The 26,915-nt window shown below is 54.1% G+C and carries 24 protein-coding genes and 1 pseudogene; 13 read left to right on the top strand and 12 right to left on the bottom strand.

What is annotated here, in order from left to right; genetic code table 11:
* Positions 1-127 precede the first annotated feature (127 nt).
* From ACO4R2_RS02135 to frr, 4 genes are all read right to left on the bottom strand, one after another.
* Positions 128-802 (bottom strand): SprT-like domain-containing protein, encoded by a 675-nt coding sequence (locus ACO4R2_RS02135; RefSeq protein WP_484768993.1) that lies wholly within the window; start codon positions 800-802, stop codon positions 128-130.
* Positions 803-832: 30 nt separating this feature from the next.
* Positions 833-1,300, bottom strand: a complete 468-nt coding sequence (locus ACO4R2_RS02130; RefSeq protein WP_347719571.1) for an NfeD family protein — start codon at positions 1,298-1,300, stop codon at positions 833-835.
* 99 nt (positions 1,301-1,399) lie between these two features.
* Positions 1,400-2,353, bottom strand: a complete 954-nt coding sequence (rsgA, locus tag ACO4R2_RS02125; RefSeq protein WP_484768992.1) for a ribosome small subunit-dependent GTPase A — start codon at positions 2,351-2,353, stop codon at positions 1,400-1,402.
* Positions 2,354-2,491: 138 nt separating this feature from the next.
* Positions 2,492-3,052 (bottom strand): ribosome recycling factor, encoded by a 561-nt coding sequence (frr, locus tag ACO4R2_RS02120; protein ID WP_009348008.1) that lies wholly within the window; start codon positions 3,050-3,052, stop codon positions 2,492-2,494.
* A 151-nt stretch (positions 3,053-3,203) separates the two neighbouring features.
* Here frr and priA point away from each other — a divergent pair, with 151 nt between their 5' ends.
* Both priA and ACO4R2_RS02110 read left to right on the top strand, forming a co-directional pair.
* A complete protein-coding gene (priA, locus tag ACO4R2_RS02115; RefSeq protein ID WP_484768991.1) occupies positions 3,204-5,687 on the top strand; it encodes a replication restart helicase PriA in 2,484 nt (827 codons plus the stop codon).
* Positions 5,688-5,857: 170 nt separating this feature from the next.
* The gene (locus ACO4R2_RS02110; protein ID WP_484768990.1) at positions 5,858-6,328 is read left to right on the top strand and encodes a hypothetical protein; all 471 of its coding nucleotides are present in this window, start codon (positions 5,858-5,860) and stop codon (positions 6,326-6,328) included.
* 88 nt (positions 6,329-6,416) lie between these two features.
* Here the strand turns inward: ACO4R2_RS02110 and ACO4R2_RS02105 are convergent, their stop codons facing one another.
* Positions 6,417-6,800: an HU family DNA-binding protein gene (locus ACO4R2_RS02105; protein WP_311489690.1), complete on the bottom strand. Its 384-nt coding sequence runs from the start codon at positions 6,798-6,800 to the stop codon at positions 6,417-6,419.
* 335 nt (positions 6,801-7,135) lie between these two features.
* Positions 7,136-7,549 carry an N-acetylmuramoyl-L-alanine amidase gene (locus ACO4R2_RS02100; RefSeq protein WP_484768989.1) on the bottom strand — a complete coding sequence of 138 codons (414 nt, stop codon included), beginning with the start codon at positions 7,547-7,549 and terminating at the stop codon, positions 7,136-7,138.
* Positions 7,550-7,571: 22 nt separating this feature from the next.
* Here ACO4R2_RS02100 and ACO4R2_RS02095 point away from each other — a divergent pair, with 22 nt between their 5' ends.
* Positions 7,572-7,754 (top strand): hypothetical protein, encoded by a 183-nt coding sequence (locus tag ACO4R2_RS02095; protein WP_484768988.1) that lies wholly within the window; start codon positions 7,572-7,574, stop codon positions 7,752-7,754.
* A 142-nt stretch (positions 7,755-7,896) separates the two neighbouring features.
* Here ACO4R2_RS02095 and ACO4R2_RS02090 read toward each other — a convergent pair whose 3' ends face one another.
* Complete coding sequence (locus tag ACO4R2_RS02090) at positions 7,897-8,466, bottom strand: DUF6633 family protein (RefSeq protein WP_484768987.1); 570 nt, start codon at positions 8,464-8,466, stop codon at positions 7,897-7,899.
* Positions 8,447-9,256 carry a hypothetical protein gene (locus ACO4R2_RS02085; RefSeq protein WP_484768986.1) on the bottom strand — a complete coding sequence of 270 codons (810 nt, stop codon included), beginning with the start codon at positions 9,254-9,256 and terminating at the stop codon, positions 8,447-8,449. The genes ACO4R2_RS02090 and ACO4R2_RS02085 overlap by 20 nt, the downstream gene beginning before the upstream one ends.
* Before the next feature lie 975 nt (positions 9,257-10,231).
* Between ACO4R2_RS02085 and ACO4R2_RS02080 the strand changes: the two genes are divergently transcribed.
* From ACO4R2_RS02080 to ACO4R2_RS02055, 6 genes are all read left to right on the top strand, one after another.
* Positions 10,232-11,605, top strand: a complete 1,374-nt coding sequence (locus tag ACO4R2_RS02080) for a DUF6242 domain-containing protein (RefSeq protein ID WP_484768985.1) — start codon at positions 10,232-10,234, stop codon at positions 11,603-11,605.
* A gap of 45 nt (positions 11,606-11,650) precedes the next feature.
* Complete coding sequence (porG, locus tag ACO4R2_RS02075) at positions 11,651-12,403, top strand: type IX secretion system protein PorG (protein WP_484768984.1); 753 nt, start codon at positions 11,651-11,653, stop codon at positions 12,401-12,403.
* Between the two features lie 29 nt (positions 12,404-12,432).
* Positions 12,433-13,173, top strand: coding sequence for an isoprenyl transferase (locus tag ACO4R2_RS02070; protein WP_484769017.1), 741 nt, complete (start codon positions 12,433-12,435; stop codon positions 13,171-13,173).
* Positions 13,174-13,203: 30 nt separating this feature from the next.
* Entirely contained in the window at positions 13,204-15,843 is a 2,640-nt protein-coding gene (locus ACO4R2_RS02065) for a BamA/OMP85 family outer membrane protein (protein WP_484768983.1), read from the top strand.
* A 132-nt stretch (positions 15,844-15,975) separates the two neighbouring features.
* The gene (locus ACO4R2_RS02060; protein ID WP_311489698.1) at positions 15,976-16,494 is read left to right on the top strand and encodes an OmpH family outer membrane protein; all 519 of its coding nucleotides are present in this window, start codon (positions 15,976-15,978) and stop codon (positions 16,492-16,494) included.
* A gap of 48 nt (positions 16,495-16,542) precedes the next feature.
* Positions 16,543-17,052 carry an OmpH/Skp family outer membrane protein gene (locus ACO4R2_RS02055; protein ID WP_311489699.1) on the top strand — a complete coding sequence of 170 codons (510 nt, stop codon included), beginning with the start codon at positions 16,543-16,545 and terminating at the stop codon, positions 17,050-17,052.
* A gap of 279 nt (positions 17,053-17,331) precedes the next feature.
* Here the strand turns inward: ACO4R2_RS02055 and ACO4R2_RS02050 are convergent, their stop codons facing one another.
* The gene (locus tag ACO4R2_RS02050; RefSeq protein ID WP_484768982.1) at positions 17,332-17,976 is read right to left on the bottom strand and encodes a porin family protein; all 645 of its coding nucleotides are present in this window, start codon (positions 17,974-17,976) and stop codon (positions 17,332-17,334) included.
* 392 nt (positions 17,977-18,368) lie between these two features.
* Here ACO4R2_RS02050 and ACO4R2_RS02045 point away from each other — a divergent pair.
* Positions 18,369-18,803, top strand: a pseudogene (locus ACO4R2_RS02045) (D-alanyl-D-alanine carboxypeptidase); the annotation flags it as partial.
* Positions 18,804-18,950: 147 nt separating this feature from the next.
* Positions 18,951-19,535, top strand: a complete 585-nt coding sequence (gene dacB, locus ACO4R2_RS02040) for a D-alanyl-D-alanine carboxypeptidase/D-alanyl-D-alanine endopeptidase (protein WP_484769016.1) — start codon at positions 18,951-18,953, stop codon at positions 19,533-19,535.
* A gap of 383 nt (positions 19,536-19,918) precedes the next feature.
* Here dacB and ACO4R2_RS02035 read toward each other — a convergent pair whose 3' ends face one another.
* Together ACO4R2_RS02035 and ACO4R2_RS02030 are read right to left on the bottom strand one after the other, a co-directional pair.
* Positions 19,919-21,820: an LTA synthase family protein gene (locus tag ACO4R2_RS02035; RefSeq protein ID WP_484768981.1), complete on the bottom strand. Its 1,902-nt coding sequence runs from the start codon at positions 21,818-21,820 to the stop codon at positions 19,919-19,921.
* An 87-nt stretch (positions 21,821-21,907) separates the two neighbouring features.
* Positions 21,908-23,830 (bottom strand): cation:proton antiporter, encoded by a 1,923-nt coding sequence (locus ACO4R2_RS02030; RefSeq protein ID WP_484768980.1) that lies wholly within the window; start codon positions 23,828-23,830, stop codon positions 21,908-21,910.
* Here ACO4R2_RS02030 and ACO4R2_RS02025 point away from each other — a divergent pair.
* A complete protein-coding gene (locus ACO4R2_RS02025; RefSeq protein WP_484768979.1) occupies positions 23,829-23,978 on the top strand; it encodes a hypothetical protein in 150 nt (49 codons plus the stop codon). The two genes, ACO4R2_RS02030 and ACO4R2_RS02025, sit on opposite strands and share 2 nt — an antisense overlap.
* A gap of 152 nt (positions 23,979-24,130) precedes the next feature.
* A complete protein-coding gene (locus ACO4R2_RS02020; protein ID WP_484768978.1) occupies positions 24,131-25,135 on the top strand; it encodes an aspartate-semialdehyde dehydrogenase in 1,005 nt (334 codons plus the stop codon).
* A 182-nt stretch (positions 25,136-25,317) separates the two neighbouring features.
* Here ACO4R2_RS02020 and ACO4R2_RS02015 read toward each other — a convergent pair whose 3' ends face one another.
* A complete protein-coding gene (locus ACO4R2_RS02015) occupies positions 25,318-26,556 on the bottom strand; it encodes an ATP-binding protein (protein ID WP_484769015.1) in 1,239 nt (412 codons plus the stop codon).
* Between the last annotated feature and the right edge of the window lie 359 nt (positions 26,557-26,915).

Below are 26,915 nucleotides of genomic sequence, written 5' to 3'. Positions count from 1 at the left end.
GAGCAGCTTTCTCGAGAGGACCTCGGACCAGTCCGACCAGTCCGACTAGTCTGAGGACCAGCTTTCTCGAGAGGACCTCGGACCAGTCCGACCAGTCCGACCAGTCTGAGCCCACCAAAAGAGGCCCTCAGGCCTCTGAAAACTGTAGCTTCAAGGGAGAAGCTTTTTGGAGGTGAGCTTCGAGTTCTTTTTCCTCAATCTCGTAGGCCGAGAGAGTGGAAGAAGTGGGGTATTTGTTAAAAAACGGATCGTCGGAGATATAAAGGCTGATGGCTTCCACTTTGGGGTGTGTGAGCATTCGCTTGTAGTAGGCCTCGATGCGTGGGCGGCTGCGAGGGAGCACTTTGACGCCCGCGCCGCCTGTTGCGAGGCGGAGAGCTGCGATGACGTGTACCGTTTGGCGCAACTGCTTCACTGCGGAAACTTTTTCGGGAGAGAGTTTGTGGGAGATACTGATGTTGCGACCAAAGGTTTGGTTGATGTCGTTCATCAACTTGCAGAAGATGAGGCCGTGAGGCGCTGTGTCGTGGAGTCGGTGGTAGGCGATGTGGTAGTGAATCATTTCGTGGATAATCACATCGTCGAGTTCTTCGGGCGTGAGGTCGAAAAGCACGCTGAAACGCAAGTAGAAGTCGTAAGGCTCAATGCGCCCCAGCGGTGTGCGGCGCGTGCGGTGTTGGTACTTCCCCACGAAAGTCGTTGCGCGGGAGAGGCGGATGGGGATGTCGGGGAGGTGGTTGCCGAAGATGAGTTGGTTGTATTCTTTGAATTTCTGTTCTATATAAGGAATGGAGGCACGCATATTTATATCTATGAGTCTGATGCAGAAGTGCTACTTCGGGCTTACGAGGATGAGGGCATCCTGCACGCTCACAACGCGGATGGGGGTGCCTTCATCGATGAAACCTCCGGCACTCTTCACTTCAACGTTCTTGCCGTCTATCTCAGCGTTGCCGATGAGAGCCAGGCGAGTGAGAGCGCGTCCCTCGTCGCCGGGGCGCACGGAGAGCTGTGCCGCGGTGGCATTGGTAGAGTCGATGTTGGTGTGGAGTTCGGCACGCTTGATGATGGGCGAGCGACTCACGAGCCAGAACAAGAAGAGCACGAAGGCCACGGAGGCGAAGAGGGCACAAGTGGCGATGAATGCGCCATAATGGTAGAAAGTGATGGCATCGGCCACGAGGATGAGGGCAGAGGCCGTGATGCCAGGCACGCCAAAGCCAGGCGTGACGAAAGCCTCGATGGCGAAGAGCAAGAGGGCCACGAGGACGATGGTGCCGATGAGGAGGAGTGGTGACATAATGCTATTGTTTTTCGGACAAGTCGGACTGTTCAGTGGAGTCCGGTGCGTCGGAATGTTTTTAGGAGCGAACGAGAGAGAAGTGTTCGTGTGTTTTTTTCAATACGCCTCGCGATACTTCGATTCATCTTTATCGTCGAGCATGGAAAGGTAGCTCTGATAGCGCGAAGGCGCAAGGCGGTGTTCTTCGAGGGCCTGAAGCACCGCGCAACCAGGTTCGTTGGTGTGGGTGCAGTTGCCGAAGCGGCATTCGGCGGAGATGCTGAAGAGGTCGCGGAAGAAATGGGACACTTCCTCCCTTTCAAACTCGAACGTGCCAAAGCCTTTGATGCCGGGGATGTCGATGAGTGCGCCTCCCTGGGGCAGGTCGTAGCGTTCGGAGAAGGTGGTGGTGTGCATGCCCGTTTCATGGGCATCGCTGATAGAGGCGGTGCGCGCGTGAGCCTCGGGAATGAGCGCGTTGAGGAGGGTAGACTTCCCCACACCGGAGTTGCCCGCTAAGAGCGTGAGGCGGTTGGTGAGCAGTGGGGTGAGCGCATCGAGTCCCTCATGGGTGACGGCCGACACATGTAGCACATCGTAGCCTATGTCGCGATAGATGAGCGTGAGGTAGTCGAGCATTTCGCGCTCTTCGCTGGAGAGGTCGTCGGTTTTGTTGAAACAGATGGCCGCAGGAACGCGGTAGGCCTCCGCACTGGCCAGAAAGCGGTCGATGAACGTCGTGGACGTTTCGGGGCGCGCAATGGTCACGACGAGGAGCGCCAGGTCGAGATTGGCCGCCAGGATGTGGCTCTGCTTGGAGAGGTTGGAGGCTTTGCGAACGATATAGTTTCGGCGCTCGTCTATTTCGCGGATGAACGCCGTTCCACTGCCGTCCTCGATGATGCTAACGCCATCGCCCACGGCCACGGGGTTGGTGGAGCGGATGCCTCGCAGGCGGAAGTTGCCCTTGACTTTGCATTCCACTTCGCGCCCGTCGTCGGTGCGCACGGTGTACCAGCTACCAGTGCTGCGTACTACCTGCCCGTGAGTGTGTGTGGTGAGGGTTGGCATAGTTAGGTGGAGGGGACTTTTTTTGGTGGGCTCGGACTGGTCGGACTGGTCGGACTGGTCGGAGGTCCTCTTGAGGGGGACTGGTTCTCGGACTGGTCGGACTGGTCGGACCCGTCTGAGCCCACCAAGGAGAGCTGCTTAGACAGTCATGATTTCTTTGTTCTTGACTTCGAGGAGCTGCTCGATCTGCTTCACCATCTTGTCGTGAATCTTTTGCAGGTCGTTTTCAGCGTCCTTGCGGAGGTCTTCGCTCAAGCCTTCTTTTTCGGCTTTTTTGAGCTTGTCGATACCGTCTCGGCGAATGTTGCGGATGGCCATCTTAGCTTCTTCAGCCTCCTTGTTGCACTGCTTCGTCAGCGCGCGGCGGCGTTCCTCGGTCAGTGCGGGGATGGCCAGGCGGATCACCTCGCCGTTGTTCTCCGGCATGATGCCCACCTCGGAGTCGATAATGGCCTTCTCGATGGCGTGGAACATGCTCTTGTCCCAAGGCTTGATGGCGATGGTGCGCGAGTCGGGAGTGGAGATGGCCGATACGTTGTTGAGCGGCACTTGGCTACCGTAGGAGTTTACACGGATGCCGTCTAAGATGTGAACATTGGCCTTTCCGGCGCGGATTTGAGCCAGCGTCTCTTCGAGGTGCATCACGCTCATTTCCATTTTTTCCTCACATTCTGCGAGGCATTGTTTTACGTCGAACATATCTTTTTTACCTTATTTATTTGTTATAATTCACTATTATTGGGCGAAGATAAGTATTTTCTCGGATTTTGTCAAAATACGCCTTATATTTTTATTGCCGCAGGAGCACATTTCCTACTTAGCACATTTAATTATTACCTTTGCACGGAAGATGAACCAGTTTGCCGATATCATATTGCCCTTGGCCGTGAGCCAGCCCTACACCTACCGCCTGCCGCAGGAGCTGGCAGGGCGGGTTGTCGTGGGTAGCAGAGTTGTGGTGCCGCTCGGTCGCCGCAAGTACTACACCGGCATCGTTTTCCGCCTCCGCGCCACGCTGCCTGCCACCGTCGACGCGTCCGCCTTGAAGGACGTGGCCGAACTGGTGGACGAGCAACCCCTGCTGCTGCCCGCGCAGTTGCAGTTTTGGGAGTGGATGGCGCAGTATTATATGTGCACGCTGGGCGAGGTCATGAAAGCCGCCCTGCCTTCGGGCCTCAAACTCGAGAGCGAGAGCGCGGTGCGGAAGCATCCCGATTTCTCCGATTTCGATGTTCTCACGGAGCGCGAGAGTCGTGTTCTCGACGCTCTTTCGGCTGAAAAAGGAGAGAGCTTGGCGAGTTTGCAGCGTGAACTAAATATTGACAATATCCTACCGCTTGTGCGCCGTTTGCTGGAGCGTGACGCTGTCGTGATGGAAGAAAAGATGACGCGGCAGTATCGGCCCAAAACGGAGAAACATGTGCGCCTTGCCGCCGACTTTCAGGATGAGAATCGCCTCAATGAAGTTTTTGAAAATCTCAAGCGCACTCCTAAGCAGAGCGAACTCCTCCTTAAGTATCTCGAGTTTTCCAAGGCCTCCACGGCTTTTGCCCTCTCCAATATGGGCTTGCTCGAAGAAGTGGCGCGGCGCGATCTCCTTCGCCTCCCAGGTGCATCCGAGTTTGCCCTTTCTGCCCTCGTCGGCAAAGGCATTTTGGAGGTCTACGACTATGAAGTGGGCCGACTCAAGACGCAGAAAGCACTGCCCGAACTTTTGACAAAAGAACTCAACCCAGCGCAGCAGCAGGCCTATGAGGAAATCATGCAATCCGCCTCTACTCCCGTCTTGCTGCATGGCGTTACCTCCAGTGGCAAAACGGAGATTTATATCCGCCTCATAGAGGAAGCTTTGCAGCGCGGAGAACAGGTGCTGTATCTCCTGCCCGAAATCGCCCTTACCACGCAGATCATGACGCGGTTGAGTCGGGTTTTTGGCGACAAACTCGGCGTGTATCATTCTAAGTTTCCCGATGCCGAGCGTGTGGAACTCTGGCAGCGGCAACTCTCGGAGCGGCCTTTTCCGCTCATTCTCGGCGTGCGTTCCAGTCTGTTCCTGCCCTTCCGCAACTTGGGGCTAATCATCGTTGATGAAGAACACGAAACGAGCTACAAACAGCAAGATCCTGCACCGCGTTATAACGCTCGCGATGCAGCCCTCGTGCTGGCACGTTCCACCGGTGCTCGCGTGCTTCTCGGAACGGCCACGCCAGCCGTGGAGACCTACCACAACGCGCTTTCTGGGAAGTATCGCCTCGTGGAACTCACCACGCGCTACGGCGATCGGCAACTGCCCGAAATCGTCGTGGAAGATGTCAAAGAATTACGCCGTAAGAAACTCATGAAAAGCCCGTTCTCGCCGCGCCTGACCGAAGAGATTCGCGAGGCGCTGGCTCATCACGAACAGGTCATCCTCTTTCAGAACCGCCGCGGCTATAGTCCCGTGCTGGAATGCCACACCTGTGGTTGGACACCTCATTGTGAGCATTGCGACGTACCGCTCACCTACCATCAGCAGCAGGGCCGCCTCGTTTGCCACTACTGCGGAACGCCCTATCCGCTGCCCCAGCAGTGTCCCAACTGCGGTAGCACCGAATTGCGCGACTTAGGCTATGGCACGGAGAAGATAGAAGCTGCCGTGCGCGCCTTTTTCCCCGAAGCCCGCACGGCGCGCATGGACCTCGACACCACGCGCAGCCGTTCCAGTTATGAACGCATCCTCGAGGCTTTCGGGCGGGGCGAAACGGACATCTTGATCGGTACGCAGATGGTCACGAAAGGACTCGATTTCGAGCGGGTCCACGTGGTGGGCATCCTCAATGCCGACCAGAGTCTCAATGTGCCCGACTTCCGCGCCTTTGAGCGTTCGTTTCAGATGCTCAGCCAGGTGGCGGGGCGCGCTGGGCGCAAGGGCCGTCGCGGCCTCGTGGTGTTTCAGACCCGCCAACCGCAGTTGCCCGTGGTGCAGCAAATCGTGACGAACGACTACCGCGCCATGTACGCCAGTCAGCTCGTTGAGCGGCGCGAGTTCCTCTATCCGCCTTTCTGCCGCATCATCAACATTTTTGTGCGCCACCGCGATGAGCGCATTTGCGAAGACGCCGCACAAAAGTTTGCGCAGAGCATCCGCCCTTATTTCCAGTCTGACCTCCTCGGTCCCGACCGTCCCGCCGTGGCGCGCATCCAAGCGCTCTACATTCGGAAGATGATGCTCAAGGTGCGCCCCGCGTTCTCCGCGGCCAGCATCCGCCGTACCCTCCTTTCTGCTCGCGATGTCCTTTTAGCGCGTCCCGAACTCAAAGGCGTGCAACTCTATTTTGATGTAGATCCGCTTTGATTCGCTCCTTTATGGCCTCTCCTGCGGGAGGGAAACGACTGTCTTTTTGTATACAATTGGAGCGGCTCTATTGTTAAATTTTGGAATTTCTTTATTCTTTTCTTGTTTGCGAAAGAGAAATTCACTTACATTTGCACATCTCTAAACAATTCATTAAAACAATTAAAACTATGAAAAGATTTTTCGTAATGCTGGCGATGCTCGTAGTGGCATTTGTTTGCTCAACGACGGCTTCTGCCCGTGGCGTCATTATCTATGGTAATGGTGATGCTCTCAAAACGCTCCACGAATTGCCCGACAGTTTTGCCAACGACGAGGGCGACCATTTCAATCTTGGTGTTCACTACAAGAGTTTTAGCCTTTTCTGGTGTCCTGTGTGGAACTATGGCGACTATACCTATGCTCTTGTTGACAACAAAGAGGAGAAATATGTTGACCTCACCGTGGAAGAAGCCAAAGAGATTGCTAAGGAATGTAAGTTTGAGATTGCCGATAAGCCCTCTCTGCCTCTGGGCACTCAGATTGGTCTGAAGCCCGTTGTTCTTCTTGTCATAGGTCTCGCTATCTACGGTCAGATTCCCAGCAAGAAGAAAAAGAAAGAAGAGGAAGAAAACGAAGTGCCTGAAGCACCGAAAGAGTAGTATTTCTCTTTTTCCTAAGATAAATAAAGCAGCCACATGCTCTTTTGAGCGCGTGGCTGCTTTTTTAGGTAAGAAATCTTTTTCCTCTTTACACCTTCTGCACTCTCACCTTGCCTTTCTCGAGGTCGAAGGCAGCGCGGAAGCGCGTGGGGCGCACCCAGCGAATCATGATGTTGCGCAGGAGCTTGGGCTCAAAGTCCTTGGCCGTGGCAGCACCTTTCGACTTGATGGTGGTGTGGAGGCTACCCAGGTCGCCGAGGCTCACACTCTTGCCATCGAGCAAGGCTTCGAGGGCGTGGACACAGGCCTCTTTGATGACGGCCGAAGCATCGGCAGCAGTGGCTGTACTGGAGTGTGAAATCTTGTCGCAGAGGGTGGCGAAACTCATCTGAGTTTGCTCAACTTCTTGGGCGTAGTACTTCACACTTTTGTCAATAGGATTCTTTCGCTGGATTACTTTGTACTTTAACATGGTTTTGATGATTTTAAGCACCATCCACTCAACGTGGGTTTTGTGGTGCAGGTTAGTGATAATGATTTGGTTAGTGTCTCGTTGAAGCTTCTCTTTTAAGACATTACAAAGATAGGAATTTAGAGTGGATTGTGCAAGAGAAAAGGAAAGAAAATTCAAGCCTTTCTTGGTGGGCTCAGACGGGTCGGACTGGTCGGAGGTCCTCTTGCGGGGGGGTGGTTCTCAGACTGGTCGGACGGGTCGGAGGTCCTCTTGAGGGGTGGGTTCTCGGACTGGTCGGACTGGTCGGACTGGTCGGACTGGTCCGAGGTCCTCTTGAGAGGCTTTCGCTTTATCTAATCCTCCTCCAGCCTCTTGATTTCGCTCTGAACATCGTAGCTGGGGCAGGCTTTGTTGGGGTTCACCTCGCGGTGGCCGCGGATGCGGGCGGTGGGGTAGTGCCAGTGGAGGAGGCGGAGGAGAGCTTCGAGCGTGGTGCGTTGGGCGCAGGTGCGCGTGTCCTTCGGTCGACCCTCGGGGTCAATACCACCGATGTAGGCCACATGGATGGCGTGTTGGTTGTAGCCCTGCACGCCGTTGGCCACGTGCTCTTCCGCCCAGAGGCGGCGCAGTGTGCCGTCGGCCTCAATCACGTAGTGATAGCCGGGGGCGTGCCAACCGCGGGCGCGGAAGCCGTTGCGGAGCGCCTCGATGTTGGCGGAAGGTTGCGTAGCGGTGCAATGCACGAAGATGTTATTGATAGTTCTCATGGTTGTTGGTTTTTAGAGGTTAGTGACGAGTTTTGAGTTGGTGGTCGATGTAGACCTTCACGCCGAAGATACTACCGGCGTAGATGAGCGTCTGGGCTGTAAACCACAGTACGCTGTCGGAGATTTCACCCAGTGGCGGGACGATGAAGCCCGCGATGGTGAGGCCGACACCTGCCATCAGCATACCGATGGCGGAGAGTTTTGAGAGATTGTCTTGCATGGTTTTTGGTTTTTTTTGGGGTGGAAGCCCCCTCCATCTCCCCCATAAAGGGGGAGTGCTCGGCTACCACTTGTTTTTTTGAAGAATTGTCAGAGTCTAATAGTCATCCTGTTCTGAGCACTCCCCCTCATGGGGGAGGTGGAGGGGGCTCTAATATCGAATCTTTCCCAGCTTCTCGGCAGCGGGCGAGGTAGCTCTTGAGGGCAGCGATGCCCACGAGGCCCTCGGGGTGGCGGCGCGCTTCGTTGGCGCGGTCTTGTTCGATGCGCTGCCAGGTCATGTTGCGCTCGGAGAGGAACGAGCGGAGGCTGCGCGTGAGCACCATGGGGTCGGGCGTGCCATAGAAGCGTTCGTAGCGGCCACCTTTGAAGTGCTGGAAAAACCAACTGAGTTCGCACACCGTGAGTTGACCGAATTGCTGGAGGATGATGGCCGTAAGCTCTTGCATCTGGAGCGTGCTCCACCGCGCTGTTTGTCCGCAGAATTCGGCGATGCGCGTGAGCTGTGGCACTATCCACACGCGGCCCGAGTTGGGTCCGTAGAGTTGGTCGAGCTGGCGGAGCGTGGGTGCGCTGCGTTGGATGCAATCCGAGAGCGGAAGTCGACCGTAGAAGCGTTGCACGTCGGGGTTCATAGCCTGGCCAAAAGCCGTGAGGGAGGGGTAGCGCCGTTGGAGTTCAGTAAGGACTGTTGGCAATTTGGCGGATGGCGTCGAGGGCAGTTTCGCGCCCAGCTTGGAGGTCGGCGTCGCGGCGCGTTGCAGAAGTAGATTGTCGGTAGTTTCCATAAGTTTTTTGGTTGCGTTCCCAGGTGATACAGGCCGAATGCCAATTTTTCATTTTTGTGCGCCCCACGAGCCAGCCGTTCGATTCGTAGTGGCTGAAAAAGGCGACGGGGTCGAAGCTGTAGCCCTTCGCTGCCACATGGCGGCAAACTTCGTCGAGGGTGGGAGGGTGGAAGGAGCCCCCTCCACCTCCCCCATGAGGGGGAGTGCTCGGCTGCCTCTTGTTTGGGTCTCGGACTGGTCTGACCTGTCTGACTGGTCTGACTGGTCCGACTTGTCCGATTGGTCTGACTGGTCTGACTGGTCCGATCTGTCCGATTGGTTCTTCGACAACTTCGAGAGCTGTTTCGGCCGTGTCTCGCGCAGCTAATTCTGACGTAGGAAGAATTAGCCTTTCTTCTTCTTTTTCTTCTTCTTTCAAGATAGGGGTGCAGGGGGAAGATGCTTTCTTCTGTTTTTCTTCTTCTTGCGATGAGTGCGAGATGAGTGCAAGATGAGTGCGAGATGAATGCAAGGTTTCTGTGCTCTCTTTGTAGGTCACCAACAGCTGATTAAATGGCGTGTTGATGTTGCGCGAGAAGGCTGGTTTCTCCCCCGTCATGAGGTAGTCGATGAGTGCGGCCAAGGCTTGGTTGCGCAATCGCGGTTTGATGCAGCGATATTCTTCCCAAACGGGTCGGGTGATGATAACTTCGGAGGTCATGATTCTTGGATGGTTTTAGAGATGGTTGTGAGGGCGCATCGCGCGTCCAGAGGGGTGGATTTTGGGGTTAGTGATAGAGCCTCTGTGGGAGGTTTGTTTTGCTTCGGCAAAGGTAGGGTAAGGCTCTCGAAAATGCAAATTTTTAAGCAATTATTTTCTTGCTTTTTCTGTGGGTTGTAAACGATATTCTAAGTGTTAAAAACTTTTTTGTGCGTGTGTCACTCTCTGTCACGATTTATTATTATGGGGCGCATCTTCAGGGAGTTGCTCGTTATGGGCTGTTTCTTGTGGTATATAGATTTTCAGTGTCCGATGGATAGGGCTTTTCTCGCCCGTCTCCTTATTGTACCGGCTGGCTTCCTTATTGTGTCAGTGGATAGCCTTATTGTGTTAGTGGATAGCCTTATTGTGTCGAGTGGGGGAATAAGGGGGCGCGAAAAAGTGATTGTTTTGTCAAAGAAAAATACCGTGTTTTTATTGCTGAGTGGGAAGGGAATGCGAATTTTACGAATTGAGCGAATTTTACGAATTTTTTTTAAGCTTGGTTATGGTCTGCGAATTTGGGGCGAATTTGGCGGAAGGTGGGAAGGGAATGCGAATTTTACGAATTAGGCGAATTTTACGAATTTTTTTAAGCTTGGTTATGGTCTGCGAATTTTGGGCGAATGGGAACGAATAATAAAAAAAGAAAATTCGCTCAATTCGTAAAATTCGCTCAATTCGCATTCCCTGTCCACCTTCCGCCAAATTCGTAAAATTCGCCAAATTCGTAAAATTCGCATTCCCTTCCCACCCCCTCCCCAAAAAAAATCGCTCAATTCGTGTTCCCTTTCCACCTACCTCACCTCAAAAAAGATTAAAAATTTCGTAGTTGCGAAATTTAAGGCTATTTTTGCACGTTGTATAAAATACTCCTTGGCAGACGCGCGCGAGATGCGCATGAGAGCGAAGGCTTGAGGACTACTTAAGAAAATTATGAAGAAATCCCGCATGGCGCTGATGCTTAGCGCACTACTCATGTTGATGGCCAATGTCGGCTGTAATACGAAAAGCGAAGTGGAGGACCTGACGTCGGGGGCTTGCCTGGTGAAGGCGATGACGCTCGGCACACTCAATCGTCATCTCCATACGCTCTCCCGCAGTGGGGCCGACTCGATTTATACCGTCAAGGTGACGGGATCGCTCTATCCTTTGACTATCGACCAGGTGAACCAGCGCATCTTCAACGTGGATTCGCTGCCCGTGGGCACTGATGCTAAGAAAATCGTGTTCTCCGGACTTACGGCCACCGGCACCGTGTCGATACAGTCGAAGGTGACGGGGAAGGATACCCTTCTGAATCAGAAAGACTCCATAGATTTCTCTACGCCGCGCATCATCACGGTGTATGCCACCGATGGCGTTTCCAACCGAAAATATCAGGTGGACATCCGCGTTCATAAGGAATGGGGCGACTCCATGATATGGCAGCGCACGGCCAGCGGACTCTCCGCCTTTAGCTCCGTGCGTCAGCTCCACGCCCTCACCGTAGAGTCCACGCTCTATGCCTTCGGTCTTGAAGGCACCATGCCCGTGGTGCTCACCGCTAACACCGCCAGTCCGCAGCAGTGGACCTGCCACGCCATCACACCCGCCACGCTCGATGCCCATTCCGTGGTGCGCCACGGCAATAGTTTCTTTGCCCTGGCCAGCAACCAACTCATGACGAGCGAGGACGGCATCAACTGGAATCCTGTGAACTCCACTGGTGGGCCTAACAGCTTCACACAACTTGTGGGCAGTGGCACGAAACACCTCTTGGCCCTCTCTGGCGCAAGCCTGGTGAGCAGTACCGATGGCGGAAAGACCTGGACCGCCGATGCCCTCGACTCCTCGGCTCCACTGCCTCTGGACGAGAACGCCGGTATCGTATTCGCCTCCACCGTGAGTAAGAACTACGAGAAAGCCGTTGTGCTGGGACTGCGTGGCAATGAGCCCGTGTTGTGGCAGCGCGACCTCGACCTCTCGGGAACGGACACCTTCGGGTGGGTCAACTTCCCGCTCGATGCCCACCGCCGCGGCCATCTCCCCACACTTCAGAACTACACCCTCGCCCGCTACGATGACGCACTGCTGCTCACCGGCGAGAAGAACGACGGCAGTTTTGGCGGCCTCTATCTGAGTCGCGACAACGGTTACACCTGGTTGCAGAAAGAACTCAAAGTGCCCGCCATCAGTGGGGCCACGAGCGCAACCGTCACGGTGGACGCACAGAACTATATATATATAATATGTGCCGGCAGCGGCGAAGTGTGGCGCGGACGCATCAACCGCCTCGGCTGGAAAAACGAAGACACGCTTTTCAAATAAGTCGCCATAGGCATATATATAAATAACAACATTCATCCCCCTACGATGACAGTCACCACCGCTCACCCTCGCCCCCACGCGCAAGGCCCTCTGGCCCTTGTTCGCAGCTTGGCTCTGCTGCTGTTCCTCCTCGGAGCAGTTTCCGCGCTCCATGCCGCCTCGGGCGATGACGACGACGCTTTTTATCGTCTTGAATTAGGCGTAGGCGGCGGCTTCGGTTTCGGTTTGAACGATGTCAATTCCAAGCTCTACGGCACGCCCACGCCGGCCGCCGCACTGCTGGCCCGCTTCCCACTGAATCCGCGCATGGCCGTGAAAGTGAGTGGCGGCTACATGAAGGTGAGCGGCACTACCGATAAAATTCTGGATTTCTACCCCGCCAATCCCGCCGCAGCGGGTACGGCACGCCTCCACCACGAGGCCAAGGGAAACCTCTACGATCTCAACGCCCTCTTCGAACTCCATTTCCTGCCCTACGGCTGGGTGAAGAGCTATCAGGGCTTCAAGCGCATCGTGCCCTACCTGCAAGGCGGATTAGGACTGACCTATTCCGATGCCGGCAAAGTGGCCACGGTGAATATACCCATAGGGTTCGGCGTGAAATGGAAGATAGCCCCCCGCGTGAATCTCGGGCTCGACTGGACATTTCATTTCACCCCCAACGACAAGTTGGAAGGTCTGGCCAATCCGCGCGGCATCAAGTCGGGCGAATTTCGCAACAAAGACCACTACAACCTAACCCTCGTCACCCTCACCTACGACCTCTCGCCCAAATGTCCCACCTGCAACAAGGACTGAGCGTGCGGCCGCACAACCCCATCATCACTATGACACTGAAAGAGCAAATCAATACGGAACGCATCCCCGCCCACGTGGCCATCATCATGGACGGCAACGGACGCTGGGCAAAGGCACGCGGACAGCACCGCAGCATGGGCCACCAAGAAGGCGTGGAAGCCGTGCGCGAAATCACAACGACCGCCTCCAACCTCGGTGTGCGCTTCCTGACGCTCTACACCTTTTCCACCGAAAACTGGAACCGCCCCTCCGACGAGGTGGCCGCGCTCATGGGTCTCTTGCTGACGAGTCTCGAGGACGAACTCTTTATGAAGAACAACGTCCGCCTGCGCGTGATCGGGGAAATCACACGCCTGCCCCAGGAAGTGCTCCGCGCACTCGTGGGACTCGAGCAGCGCACGGCCAACAACTCCGGTATGACCATGGTGCTCGCCCTCAGCTACTCCGCCCGCTGGGAGCAAACGGAGACGATGCGCCGCATCGCCCGCCGCGTGAAAGGTGGCGACCTACGCCCCGAGGATATCACCGAGGACGTTATCAGCCAAGAGCTCTCCACCTCTTTCATGCCCGACCCCGACCTGCTCATCCGCACCGGTGGCGAGCAGCGACTCAGCAACTACCTGCTCTGGCAGTCGGCTTACACGGAACTCTACTTCTGCGACACGTTCTGGCCCGACTTCCGCAGCGAAGAATTCTACCGCGCCATCGTCGACTACCAAGGTCGCGAACGCCGCTTCGGTAAGACCTCCGAACAGCTCACGCAGGAATAACCCCCACACCCCAACGCTATCTTGAAGAAAATGAATATATCACTCGCAAAACTATGGCTCTTTGCCGCCCTGCCCCTCGCTGGCATCTCCGCCGCTCAGGCACAGGTGAGCAATGTGCAGCGTCAGCCCGACATCGTTTATAGTGTCACGCCCTCGAAATACATCCTCGGCGGCCTCACCGTGGACGAAATCCCTGGCTACGACCACGACCTTTTGGAGAGCATCTCCGGCCTCGAAGTGGGCAAGATCTACGCCGTTCCCGGCACCGACATCACCGACGCCGTGCGCCGCTACTGGCAGCAGAAGCTCTTCTCCAACGTCAAGATTACGGCCGATAGTATCGTGGACAACCGCATCTACCTCCACGTTCATCTCACCGCCCAACCGCGCATCAGCTCCATCAGCTATAGCGGCGTGAAGAAGTCGGAACGCGAAGACCTCGAGAAGCGCCTCGGTCTGCAAAACGGCAGTCAGATTACGCCCGATATGGTCAATCGCGCCAAGATCATCATCAAGCGCTACTTCGACGAGAAGGGATTCAAGGACGCCGAAGTCGACATCCAACAGAAAGAGGATGCCACAGCCGACAACCGCGTGCTGGTGAATATCGACATCGACAAGCGCAGCAAAATCCATGTCAACCGCATCTATATCTCCGGCGTGACGCCCAAGGAAGCCTCCAAACTCAAGCGCGCCATGAAGAAAACCCATGAGCGCACACTGCTGAACTTCCTCAAATCGAAGAAATTCCTTCCCGAGAAGTATGGCGAGGACAAAGACAATGTGCTGAAGCGACTCAACGCCTGGGGCTACCGCGACGCAGTGCTCAAAAGCGACAGCGTGGCAAAGGTGGACGACGGCCATGTGGACGTATACCTCGACCTGAGCAAGGGACAGAAATATTACATTCGCAACATCAGTTGGGTGGGCAACACGGTCTACAGCACCGACGTGCTCGAGCGCATCCTGCAGATGAAGAAAGGCGATGTCTACAACCAAACTCTGCTCCATAAGCGCCTCTCCGAGGACGAAGACGCTGTGGGCAATCTCTACTACAACAACGGCTACGTTTTCTACAATCTCGACCCCGCTGAAGTCAATGTGGTGGGCGACAGCATCGACCTGGAAATGCGTATCCAAGAAGGCCGCCAAGCACGCTTCAACCGCGTGAACATCACGGGCAACGACCGCGTCTACGAAAACGTGGTGCGGCGCGAACTCTACACCAAACCTGGCGACCTCTTCAGCATGGAGTCCATCAAACGCTCCGTGATGGCCCTGGCACAGATGAACCAGTTCGACGCCGAAGCCCTGCAAAGCGGTATGAACAAAGGCATCAAACCCGACCCCTATAACGGCACCGTGGACATCACGTATCCCCTCGTGTCGAAAGGTGGTGACCAAGTGCAGCTCTCCATCGGTTGGGGCCCCACAGGTATCGTGGGACAAGCCGGCATCAAGTTTACCAACTTCTCCATCGGCAACCTCTTCTCCAAAGGCAATCGCCACATCGGATTCATCCCGCAAGGCGACGGACAGACGTTGGCCTTCAACGTGCAGACCAACGGTACCTACTATCAGGCCTATTCGCTTTCCTTCCTCGACCCATGGTTTGGCGGCAAACGTCCCAACCAGCTCTCCGTGACGCTGTCCTACTCCAAGCAGAGCGACATGAACTCCAGCTACTACAACAATAGCTATTACAACAACTATTACTACAACTACCTCTCGGGCTACGGCAATAATTCCAACTACTACAACTACACGAATTATTACGACCCCGACAAGTACGTAAAGCTCCTCGGCCTCTCCCTTGGTTTCGGTAAGCGTTTGCGCTGGCCCGACGACTATTTCACCTTTACGGCACAGCTCAACTACACGCGCTATATGCTCAAGTCGTGGCAGTACTTCATCATCCACGATGGTAACTGTAACAACTTCAATATCAACCTCTCCCTCAACCGCAACTCAACGGACAACACCTTCTACCCACGCCGCGGTTCGGAACTCGAATTGAGCGTGGCTTTCACGCCGCCTTACTCTCTCTGGGACGGCAAGGACTATAAGAACCTGGCTACCAACTACAAGAGCTCAACGTATCAGAAAGAGATGCAAGAGAAGTTCCGCTGGGTGGAATACAACAAATGGAAATTCAAGCTCCGCACCTTCACCGCGCTCACCGGTGCCATCAAAGCCCCCGTCCTCATGACACGCGTGGAATTCGGTTTGCTCGGAGCCTACAACCGCTATAAGAAATCGCCCTTCGAGGCCTACTATGTGGGCGGTGACGGAATGTCCGGCTATTCCTACGGCTACGCCACCGAGACCATCGGCCTTCGCGGCTACGAGAACGGTTCTATCGCTGGCGACGACGGCAACAACGCCTACGCCTATAGCCGCATGGCCCTCGAGCTACGCTATCCGCTCCTCCTCGAAGGACAGACCAATGTCTTTGTCCTCGGTTTCGTTGAAGGCGGTAACGCATGGACCGACGCCCGCAAGTTCAACCCCTTCAACATGAAGCGCAGTGCCGGTATCGGTGTGCGCCTGATGCTCCCCATGGTGGGTATGCTCGGCATCGACTGGGCTTACGGTTTCCAACGCTACAATGCCAATGGTCAGAAAATCGGTGGCAGCCAGTTCCACTTCATTCTCAACCAAGATTTCTGATGACGGCAGCGTAACATTTCACTCCTGAACCCGTCTCTACCGAAAAGGGTCGGACCAGTTTGAGACCCAATCCCCTCAAGAAAACCTCCGACCAGTCCGACCAGTCTGAACCCACCAAAAAAGGAAAAAAATATGAAAAGAATCATCTCACTCCTGCTTCTGGTTGTAGCCTTCACGCTCAACGCACACGCCCAGAAGTTTGCCCTCATTGATATGGAATATATCATGGGCAATATCCCCGCATACGAGCGCGCCAACGAACAGCTCAACCAAGTGAGCAAAAAATGGCAAGCCGAGGTGGAAGCCATCGACAACGAAAGCAAAACGCTCTATAAAAACTACCAGAACGAGGCCGTGTTCCTCAGCGATGCGCAGAAAAAAGAGCGCGAACAAGCCATCGTCGACAAAGAAAAGCAAGCCAGCGAACTGAAAAAAAAATATTTTGGTCCGGAAGGCGAACTCTATAAGAAACGCCAAAGCCTCGTGGCACCCATTCAGGACGAAATCTACAACGTGGTCAAAGCCATCGCACAACGCCGCGGCTTCCAACTCGTCCTCGACCGCAGCAGCGACACTGCCGGCATCATTTTTGCCAGTCCTTCCATAGATATTTCTAACGAAGTGTTGAGCCAATTAGGCTATTCCAATTAAAGTTGCTAAATTCGCCCGCAAAATCAATAATAAAAAGAAAATAAAGCTATGATCAAAAAACTTTTAATGCTGGTGCTCTTCCTCGCACCGCTCACTATCAGCGCCCAGAAGTTTGCTCACTTCGACCTCGAAGCCACTGCCAGCCAGTTGCCCGCCTACAAGCAGGCCATGACGGAGCTGCAAACCCTCGGTCAGCAGTATCAGAAGAACCTCGACGATATGCAGAAGGAGCTGCAAGCTAAGTACGACAAGTACAGCAAAGAAGTCAACGAGAAGACACCGCAGAACATCAAAGACCGCTACGCGCAGGAACTTCAGCAAATGAGCGACAAACTCGAGCAGGCTCGCCAGGACAATGCTAAGGCATTCCAGGAAGCACAGCAGCAGAAGATGCAGCCCATCACGCAGAAAGTCCTCGACGCCGTTCAGGCCGTTGCAAAAGAGGGCAACTACGTTTACGTCATGGACGTGGCAACAGCTCGCGCCAACAGCATCTTCATCAACACCGCTGTCAGCGAAGATGTAACAGCAAAAGTAAAAGCTAAGCTCGGAATCTAAGCCGAAGCCCAGCGCTAAAAAAATAAGACCATCCCGCACCTCCCCCCCAGAGGCGCGGGATTTTCCTTTTTTCGCAAGGAGGGCCTCTTGAGAGGGCCAGTCCTCCTCAAGAAAATCTCGGATCAGTCCGACCAGTCCGACCCGTCCGAGAACCCACCCTCTTGAGAGGACCTCCGACCCGTCTGACCCGTCCGCCCAGTCCTCTCATAAAAAAACAAGTCCTTGGAGCATTTTATGCTCCAAGGACTTGCCCATTTTCCTACACAAGCTTATATGCTGTTATTTCAGCATATATAGCACCGACACGCCAACACTACGATGACGAGGATCGCCCCATAGACTATTCATTTCGTGCAGGCTATGCTCATAGTACGCCTTTAGTCTAAACATTGAATAATCAATATTGACAGCCACTGTTGCTCCATAATCGTACCTGTTGAACTGGCAGTAAGGTGTCACTTCGGGAGTGTTGAACAGATTCATCCTTTCACGATAGTGTTTTCCCCATCCATCGTTTCCCTCAACATGTCCTTTGCCTCCAACTCCAATTCCGGCATAGACTCCAATTTGTGGCAGAATCGAAAACTTCCCCAATTGCACATTATAGCCAGCAACGAGGGGCACTGTCAGATAATTCATCGGAAACGCTTCAACTTTACGCACATCATTAGCACCTCCTATTTTATTCCCCTCAATAGTGCCTCCTTTCTGTGAGAATCCCAAACCTGACGAAAAAACAAAGCCAGATGAAAGTTTGTAGTCGACAACAGCTTCCACTTTGAAGCCACTGTTTCCTGTCGATTTATAACGCTTCATAGAGAAATGGTTATGCAGATAACCACCACCAAATCCAAAGTTCCAAGTCTGCGCAACAGTCGTGAGGCTTATTATGAAGCAGAGATTGCTTAGAAATAATTTCTTCATATTCTTGTTTATTGATGATAAAAACTTTTCATTTTGTATTTATTGATATTAAAATCGTACAAATGTATATATATGCTATTAGAAATAAAGTTAATAATTTGTATTATTATACAAACAAATAAAATCATCTATTAAAAAACACCTTATAGCTCTTGAAGACTCAAGAGAGTTATATAGAACAATATCTGCTCACCATCATCCGCAGAGGTGAAAAGGCACTTTGTAGGGCATAGCGAGAGCCTCCTCCCGTCCGCCCAGTCCGACCCCACCAAGAGAGGTCTCCCCTTTGCTTTCCCGCGGCTTTGCAGTATCTTTGCAGCCGCAAAATAGAAAAAGAAAGGACTGTGTTGCGGAAACTCCTAACCCTCATATTCTTCCTCCCACTGCTGGCCATGGCGCAGGAGCGGGACACGCTGGCTGTCGACTCTCTTGAGGTGGACACGACAGCGGAAACCCTGCTGACGGGCACCCTGCAAGAACGCTTGCAGCGCCTCCTCGCCGACGAACTCTTGCAGCGCACGCAGGTGGGCATCTATGTCTATGACCTCACGGCCGATTCGGCCCTCTTTCGCTACAACGAACAGCAAACCATGCGCCCCGGCTCTTGTCAGAAACTCCTCACTGCCGTCACCGCACTCTCCCAACTCGGCGTGGACTACAACTATTCCACCTCGCTGCTCATGGACGGCACCATCGCGAGCCGCGTGCTCACTGGCAATCTCTACGTGCGCGCCGGTTTCGACCCGCTCTTCGGCCGCGACGACCTGCTGGCCTTCGTCCAGGCCGTGCGCGAACAAGGCATCGACACCCTGCGCGGCAACATCATCCTCGACCTCTCGATGAAAGACACCCAAAAGTACGGCTGGGGTTGGTGCTGGGACGACGACAACCCCGTGCTCACGCCGCTTCTCTTCAACGGCAAAGACACCTTCGCCGAGCATTTTGCCGAACTCCTCGCCGAGAGTGGCATCGTGGTGGAAGGCAATACCCTCAGCGGGAGCATCGGGGCAAATGTCATCACCCTCGTCACCCGCAAACACACCATCGATCAAATCCTCTTCCGCATGATGAAGGAGAGCAACAACCTCTACGCCGAATCCATGTTCTATCAGATTGGCGCACAGTCCGGCCGCGCCTATGCCGACCGCCGCCGCGCCACCGAACGCCTCCAACGCTTCGTGCGCCTCATAGGTCTCGACCCCGCCCACTATCAGTTTGCCGACGGTAGCGGCCTTTCGCTCTACAACTACGCCTCTCCCGAACTCCTCCTCCGCCTCCTGCGCTATGCCTATCAGCACCAGGACATCTACAACCACCTCCTGCCCTCCCTCCCCATCGCTGGCCAGGACGGCACGCTCCGCCGCCGTATGCGCGGAGGCACGGCCTATGGGAACGTGCGCGCCAAAACCGGCACCGTGGAAGGCGTCAGCACCCTCTGCGGCTACGCCCAAGCTCCCAACGGCCACCACCTCGCCTTTGCCCTCTTCAATCAAGGCACCCTCCGCGGCAGCCAAGCCCGCCGCTTCCAAGACAAGGTGTGCCAAGAGATGACGAAGTAGGAAAAAGAAAAAATAAAGGCGAAAGAAGAAAAGGCTACAGTCCTCTCAAAGCCCCCTCCATCTCCCCCATGAGGGGGAGTGCTCGGCTGCCACTTGCGTTTGGCGGCCTTTTTTGTTTTCAGACCAGTCCGACCAGTCTGAATAGTCTGACAAGTCCGAGGATCAAGGTTGAGCACTCCCACTTATGAGGGAGCTGGAGGGGGCTCTGAATTTGTGCTTCTTCGCCCCTTTCGTGAAAATTCGTGGGCTGAAAAACGGATGCAGATTTCCGTATTGTGTCGGCCAGCGCAATAAGGCTGTCAGCTGGCTTCCTTATTGCGTCAGCCGAGGCAATAAGGGTATTTGTGAGGCATGGAAAGCCTTCTTAAAGCCTTCCTCCCCCTCTACCTCAACTTCTCGCTTGCTTGCAAATTGGAGAAGAGGTATTTTTTTAGGCGTCTGTAGGGGGCGGACATCGGGACGGGGTGGAAACCGGGGCGCGAAGTGTCGTAGCAGAAATCGCGAGAGGCAGAGGGATTGTAGATATAGAGATGGTTGGCATCGCGGGCGCACATCACCTCGTCGGCGCAGTAGAACATCATCTCCCGACGCTCCCGCAGGAGGTCGATACCAAAGTTGCGCTGCACGTAGGGCAGGCGGAGCATACCCAGGAGGGTTGGACCAACATCGATCTGGCCTGCAAAATCCAGGCGCTCCTCCGCAGGTAGGCCGCTGTTGTAGATGATGAGCGGGATGTGGTTGAAACTCTCCTCCACCTCATAGCCGTCGGCGCCGAGTTTTTTGCCGTGGTCGCCCAAGAATACGAAGATGGTGTTCTTGAACCACGGTTCGCGCGCGGCAGCTTTCATAAATTCGCCCACCGCCCAATCGGCGTACTCCACAATGGCGCGCTGCGGGTCTTTGTGGCGCGGGTGGAAATAGGGCTGAATGACGTAGGGCGGATGGTTGGAGATGGTGAGCAGCGTGGCAAAGAAAGGCCGTCCGCTCTCGGCTTTGCGGCGCAGGATGGGCAAGGCGTAGGAGAAGAGATAGTCGTCCGCCACGCCGAAGTGGTTCACAATTTTTTCGCGCGGGTAGTTCTCCTGCGAGTAGATCTCTTCAAAACCATTGGTGCGTAGGAACGCGTTCATGTTGTCGTACTGCGCCTCGTGGGTCATAAAGAACAGTGTGCTGTAGCCCTTATCGCGCAGAACGGTGGGCAGTCCCTCGTAGCGCGGCACCACCGTGCCTTTCATGGCGTTACGTTTCAAGATGCTCGGAAAGCCGTAGAGCGTGGAGAAAATTCCGTTGTTCGTATGATTTCCTGCCGAGTAGAAATTGGCAAAACTGAGCGAATGCTGATAGAGCGAATCGAGGTGCGGCGTCAGATGGTCGGGATTGCCAAAACGCCCCATGAGTTTCGCGCTCATCGACTCCATCAGCACCACCACCACGTTCTTCCGCGTGGGTTCTCCCTCCGGCACGATGCGGCGTGCTATCGGAGACACTCCCGCTATTCCCTCTCGTCCGAGGTAAGCCTGCACATTGCGCACCGCCTCGTTGTCGTCCATGAGGTGGAGGCGTTGATTCTCCGGCCGCGCATCGTCGAGCGTAGAGCGCAGTAGGCAGAACGCTGGGTTGATGCCCAACTGGTTGAGAATGGCGTTGTCGCAATAGTAGGCCGCCGACACCTTGATGGGGTTGTAGCCCATGCGGCCACGGATGCCAAAAACGCACAGTCCGATGAGCGGCAAGAGCAGTGCCACGCCTTTCCATCTGCCCCGCACCGGCACGCGTTCAAGTTGCCGCGCCGTGCGCCTTCCCAGCCACCACAGCAGGAGGGAGAAGAGCGCCACAAGGACGATGTAGAGCAGGATATATTTGCGCCACGACGCCTCGCCAAGCACCATTCCGGCCGTTTGTCCCACATAGCTTTTCCATTCCCAGATGCTCGAATTGAGCGTTCGGGAGAAATAGGCGAAGTAGGGGATATTGGCCGCAGAGCACATCAGCACAAGGCTATAAGCCACGCCGAACCACACGTTCAAGCCCCGCAGCAGCGGCCGACGGAAATAGCCCACCGCCGTAGCCACCAAGGCCACAACGAGTGCCGGCAGCATGACATAGCAAGCCACCACATTGTCGAACCAAACGCCGCGCAGGAACGCTGGCCAAACCGATGCAGCCTCAGGGCCTACCTGCTCACTCATCACAATATATAGCACTAAGCGCAGCGCGCTGAGCAGCACCAGAGCCGCCACATGAACGCTCAGGAGATAAAGAAAAAGACGAAAAGCACGTTTCATATTTAGATTTTGTTTTAGTAAGAGAGAGAGTCGGACGGGTAGGACTTGTCTGACTGGTCGGACTGGTCTGACTGGTCCGAGAACCTCTTATTTTGCTACCAGCACATTGGTGTTGCCATAAGTGCCGCGATAGCGAGCAGGATAGATGAGCATGAGGTTGCGCGAGGAGAAATAACGCTCCAGCTGCGTGGCCAGTTGCTCCATATAATTGTGGCGCGAGATGTTGCCCTGTCGCGCTAAGACGAAGCACACCAAGTGGTCCGTCTTCACGTTGTGCGCCAATGGCAGATAGTCCTTCCAGGAATGGTACACATGATATTGCGCCGCCACGTTGAGGCGATTCTTTTTCCAATACTCCTCCACGGCGTTGAGCGTGATCTCTCCACTGTAAACCTCCACCGTGCAACTGAGTTGTGCCGAGAGGCGTGCAATGCGTTCGGCCCATAGCCCGAAGTAAGGCTCGTATTCCGCCTTTTTCGGCACCACGAGGTGGATGCGCCTCACCGTGTTGATGGGCATGAAAGAGCGATAAACGATGATCTGGCGGTCCACGGAGCTGACGAGGTCGGTGGAGAGCTGTCCGAAGAAGGTCTCGAAGATGCGCGCCCGCTGATGGAGGCCGATGATAAGGTCGCTGGCGTCCAGTTCCTTCATGGCGTGGGTCAATCCCGACACCACATTCACCGACCAACGGCTGTGGGTCAGCATCCTCACGTTGGCCGCCGCCGCGATATGCGCCGCGCGCTCCAGGTCCTTGCGCCCCTGCCGTTGTCGCTCCTCGTTGCCCTCCAACACAATGTTGACGGCCGAGAGAGGCAGAGCCGATTTCGGACGGCGCAGCATCAAGGCGAGATTCACCAGCGGATCCACCGTGTCAGGATTGGAGAGAGCGATGACCAGGCGGTCTTCCGTGTGGGTTTTCTGCCCAACTGTTGGCGAAGAGGCCGCCAGCAATCGGCTGGCACTCTCCGTTGTGAACGAGCTACAAATACACGTCACCAAAATCAGAATCATCGTGCCGTTGAGCACCTCCTCACCGAGGAGTCGCTCCCCATTGGGCATCATGATGCGATAGCCCACCAAGACGATGGCCAGTGTGGCCGCTGCGCGCGCCGTAGTGAGGCCGAACATCAGTCGGCGGTCGAGTTTGGAGAGTCCGTAAAGGCGTTGCGCTGCGAAAGCCGCTGCCCATTTTGTGCCGATACTCACCACAATCATCACCACTGCCACCTCCACGGCGCGGAGGTCCATGAGCGCGCTCACATCAATGAGCATGCCCACGCCAATCAAGAAATAGGGGATAAACAATGCGTTGCCGATAAACTCGATATGGTTCATCAGCGGACTGGTGGCCGGGATTTGTTTGTTGAGTACGAAGCCCACGAGGAAAGCTCCTAAGATGCCTTCCATGCCCACAATCTCCATCAGTCCCGCGCCTAAGAAGACCATGCCCAGAACGAAGATGTATTGCACCACGCCATCATTGACCCGGCGGAAGAACCACCGACTCACGCGCGGAAAGGCATAGATGATAAACGCACCAATGAGAATGATTTTCACCACCAGCCACACCCAGTACATCCCTGTGGTGTGCTCCTTGAAGATACCGCCCACCACGGCCAGCACAAGGAGCGTGAGTGTGTCGGCCACGATAGTGCTCCCCACCGCTAGGTTAACGCTCAGTCGCTGCGCCACGCCGTAGCGCAACACAATGGGGTAGGGCAAGAGCGTATGGGAAGCGTACATCGCACCCATCAAAACCGCCGTGGCTGCCGCTGTGCCCAGTATCCAGAGGTTGGCCGCCGTGCCCACCACTATCGGGATGGCAAATGTCAGCAGGCCGAAGACGAGGGCCTTCCAGCGGATTTTCTCCACATCTTGGAGGTTCATCTCCAAAGAGGCAAGGAACATGATATAATAAAGCCCCACCTTGCCGAAGAGCTCAAACGATGCGTCGCGGTTGAGCACTTCGCCACCGTGAGGACCAATGGCGATGCCTGCCAGAATCATGCCCACAATCGACGGCACGCGCAAGCGTTCCAGCACCATCGGTGCGAGCAGGATGATGCTCAAGACAATGAAAAATATCCACGTCGGGTCGGTAATCGGGAAATATTGGCTCACGGAGATGCTCATTGTTAGGCGTTTCTGGTGTTAAAGTGCACAAAGATACCTAATTTTCTTCCAACACTCCCTGCTTTTCCTCTCGAAATCTCTATTTTTGCGCCCACAGACGACATCTTGTCGGCATCATCCCCCGCAAATGATCGTTTTAGTTATTTCAACCCTTAAAAATCAAAGACTGAACGTATGAAAGTAGCCATCGTTGGTGCCAGCGGCGCCGTGGGTCAGGAGTTTCTCCGCATCTTGGCCGAACGTAATTTCCCCATTGACGACCTGTTGCTCTTCGGCAGCACGCGCAGTGCGGGAACGAAATATCAATTCCGCGGTAAGGAATACGAGGTGAAACTCTTGCAGCATAACGACGACTTCAAGGGCGTGGACTTCGCCTTCACCAGTGCCGGAGCAGGCACATCGAAGGAGTTTGCCGACACCATCACGAAATATGGTGCGATCATGATCGACAATTCCAGTGCCTTCCGCATGGACGAGGACGTGCCTCTCGTAGTGCCAGAATGCAACGCTGAAGATGCGCTCAACCGCCCCCGAGGCATCATTGCCAACCCCAACTGCACCACCATCATGATGGTAGTGGTGCTCAAACCCCTCGAACAACTCAGCCACATCCGCCGCATCCACATCGCCTCCTACCAGAGCGCGAGCGGAGCTGGTGCAGCCGCGATGGCCGAACTCCAGCAGCAGTACAAAGAGCTCTTGGAGACGGGCAAGGTGGAGACCATCAAGAAGTTTCCCCATCAGCTGGCTTACAACGTGATTCCGCAAATCGATGTGTTCACAGAAACCGACTACACGAAGGAGGAAATGAAAATGTACAACGAGACGCGCAAAATCCTGCACAGCGATGTGCAAACCAGCGCCACGTGTGTCCGTATCAGTTCGCTCCGCAGCCACAGCGAAAGCGTATGGCTCGAAACGGAACGCCCCATCACAGTGGAGGAAGCCCGCAAGGTGCTCGCCGCTGCTCCCGGTGTGACGCTCGTCGACGACCCGCAGAACTACGTCTATCCCATGCCGCTCGATAGTGCCGGTAAGGACGACATCTACGTGGGCCGTGTGCGCAAAGATTTGGCCAACGAAAACGGCCTGACGCTTTGGCTCACTGGCGACCAAATCCGCAAAGGCGCAGCCCTCAACGCTGTCCAGATTGCAGAATATTTGGTGGATAAAAAATAAAGAGAGGGGAAAAGGAAGGCTACTCCTGTTCTGGCAGAGAAGGCTACCGCCCGCTCAAAGCCCCCTCCACCTCCCCCATGAGGGGGAGTGCTCGGCTACCACTTGCTTACATCTCCGATTAGTCCGGCTCGTCCGACTATTCGGAGATTTTTTTGATTCCTTTTGTTGTTTTTAGAATCTTACTAAGTCTCATCAATATCTGTTCCTAATAGGAAGTCCATTAGTCCCATAATGAGAACCCCATTATCATCGTGATATGGCGCGATGTCTTCACGCATGATGATAATTTTTTTGAAAGAATCATTGATGCGTTTAAGTGAAGCTAACTCTTGCTCACGCTTCTCTTCATTAGGTAACGCAAAAGCTGATTGTATGTAATAGCGCTTATCTCCTTTGTTGGCCACAAAGTCAACTTCCAGCTGCTTACGTTCTGTTGCGCTACGCACCTCAACCATGCCAACATCGACATTATAGCCACGGCTTCGCAACTCGTTATAGATGATATTCTCCATAATGTGAGTTTCTTCCACTTGGCGGAAATTGAGCAGGGCGTTTCGTAAGCCGATGTCCTGGAAGTAGTATTTTGATAGTGTTCCGATATACTTACGTCCTTTGATATCATATCGAGTGGATTTCTCTATGATAAAGGCGTCTTCCATATATAAAAGGTAATTGGCTATGGTCTTGTTGTCAAGAGTCGATTTCTTTACCGTGTTGAACGTATTCGCTATCTTATTCGGATTACAAGGTGATCCTATCCCAGAGGCCATTACTTTCATCAACTCCGAAAATTCATCGATGTTGGAAATGTGGTTTCGCTCAACAATATCCTTCAAATACAGCGTTTGGTTCAACAAGGAAAGATATTCACCTCTCTTGGCATCGTCATTCAGTGCAGCAAGATAGGGAAGACCTCCATAAGTGTAGTAACGCTTCCACAAAGTCTGCTTGTCGCCGCCCTCTGCTTCATAAAGTTCTGCAAAGGATAAAGGGTAGATATGGATTTCTACGCCTCTGCCTCGGAACTCAGTTGCCACATCCTTGGAGAGAAAGCGCGAATTACTACCCGTGACATATACGTCCACGTTTGGTATGTGCATAAAACTATTGAGAACCTCCACAAAGCGGTCAAGCAATTGAACTTCGTCTATGATTAGGTAGTATTGTTCCTTGTCCTTGATACGCTCCTTTACGTATGCTAACATCTTGAAGGGACTACGCAATTCTTCATTGCTGATATCGTCCAATGCTATTTCAATAATATGGTCTTCATCAGTACCAGTTTCCAAAAGATGTTGATGAAAGAGCGTAAACAATAGGAAAGACTTACCACAGCGTCTGATACCTGTGATAATCTTAATCAGGTCAGTATGTTTCCAACCTATCAGTCCATTTAAGTATTTGTTTCTTTGAATAATCATGTCATTCCCAAAAAATGTCATTAGTGACACTTTTTTGGAATCCAAACTTACGGTATAAATCTCTAACGGCCAAAGATTCATTCCAAAAAAATGTCATTTGTGTCACTTTTTTGGAATGAGGCCATTTCTGATCTCTCAAATCCTCTCTCTGCCTATTCCTTTATGGGAGAGCAGAAAGAGCTTCTGCGCAAAAACAGAATAAGGCTGTCGATTGACAGCCTTATTCTGTGAACTGATAGCCTTATGGCCTCAGCTGATAGCCTTATTGTAGTTTTGGTGGGCTCTGACTGGTCGGATTTGTCTGACTGGTCGGAGGGCCTTTCTTTGGAGAAATCGGACTGGTCGGACCAGTCGGACTA

This window comes from Alloprevotella sp. (assembly GCF_057240785.1).
Note: the sequence above shows the minus strand (reverse complement) of the source record. Positions and strands in the feature narration are given on the sequence as shown.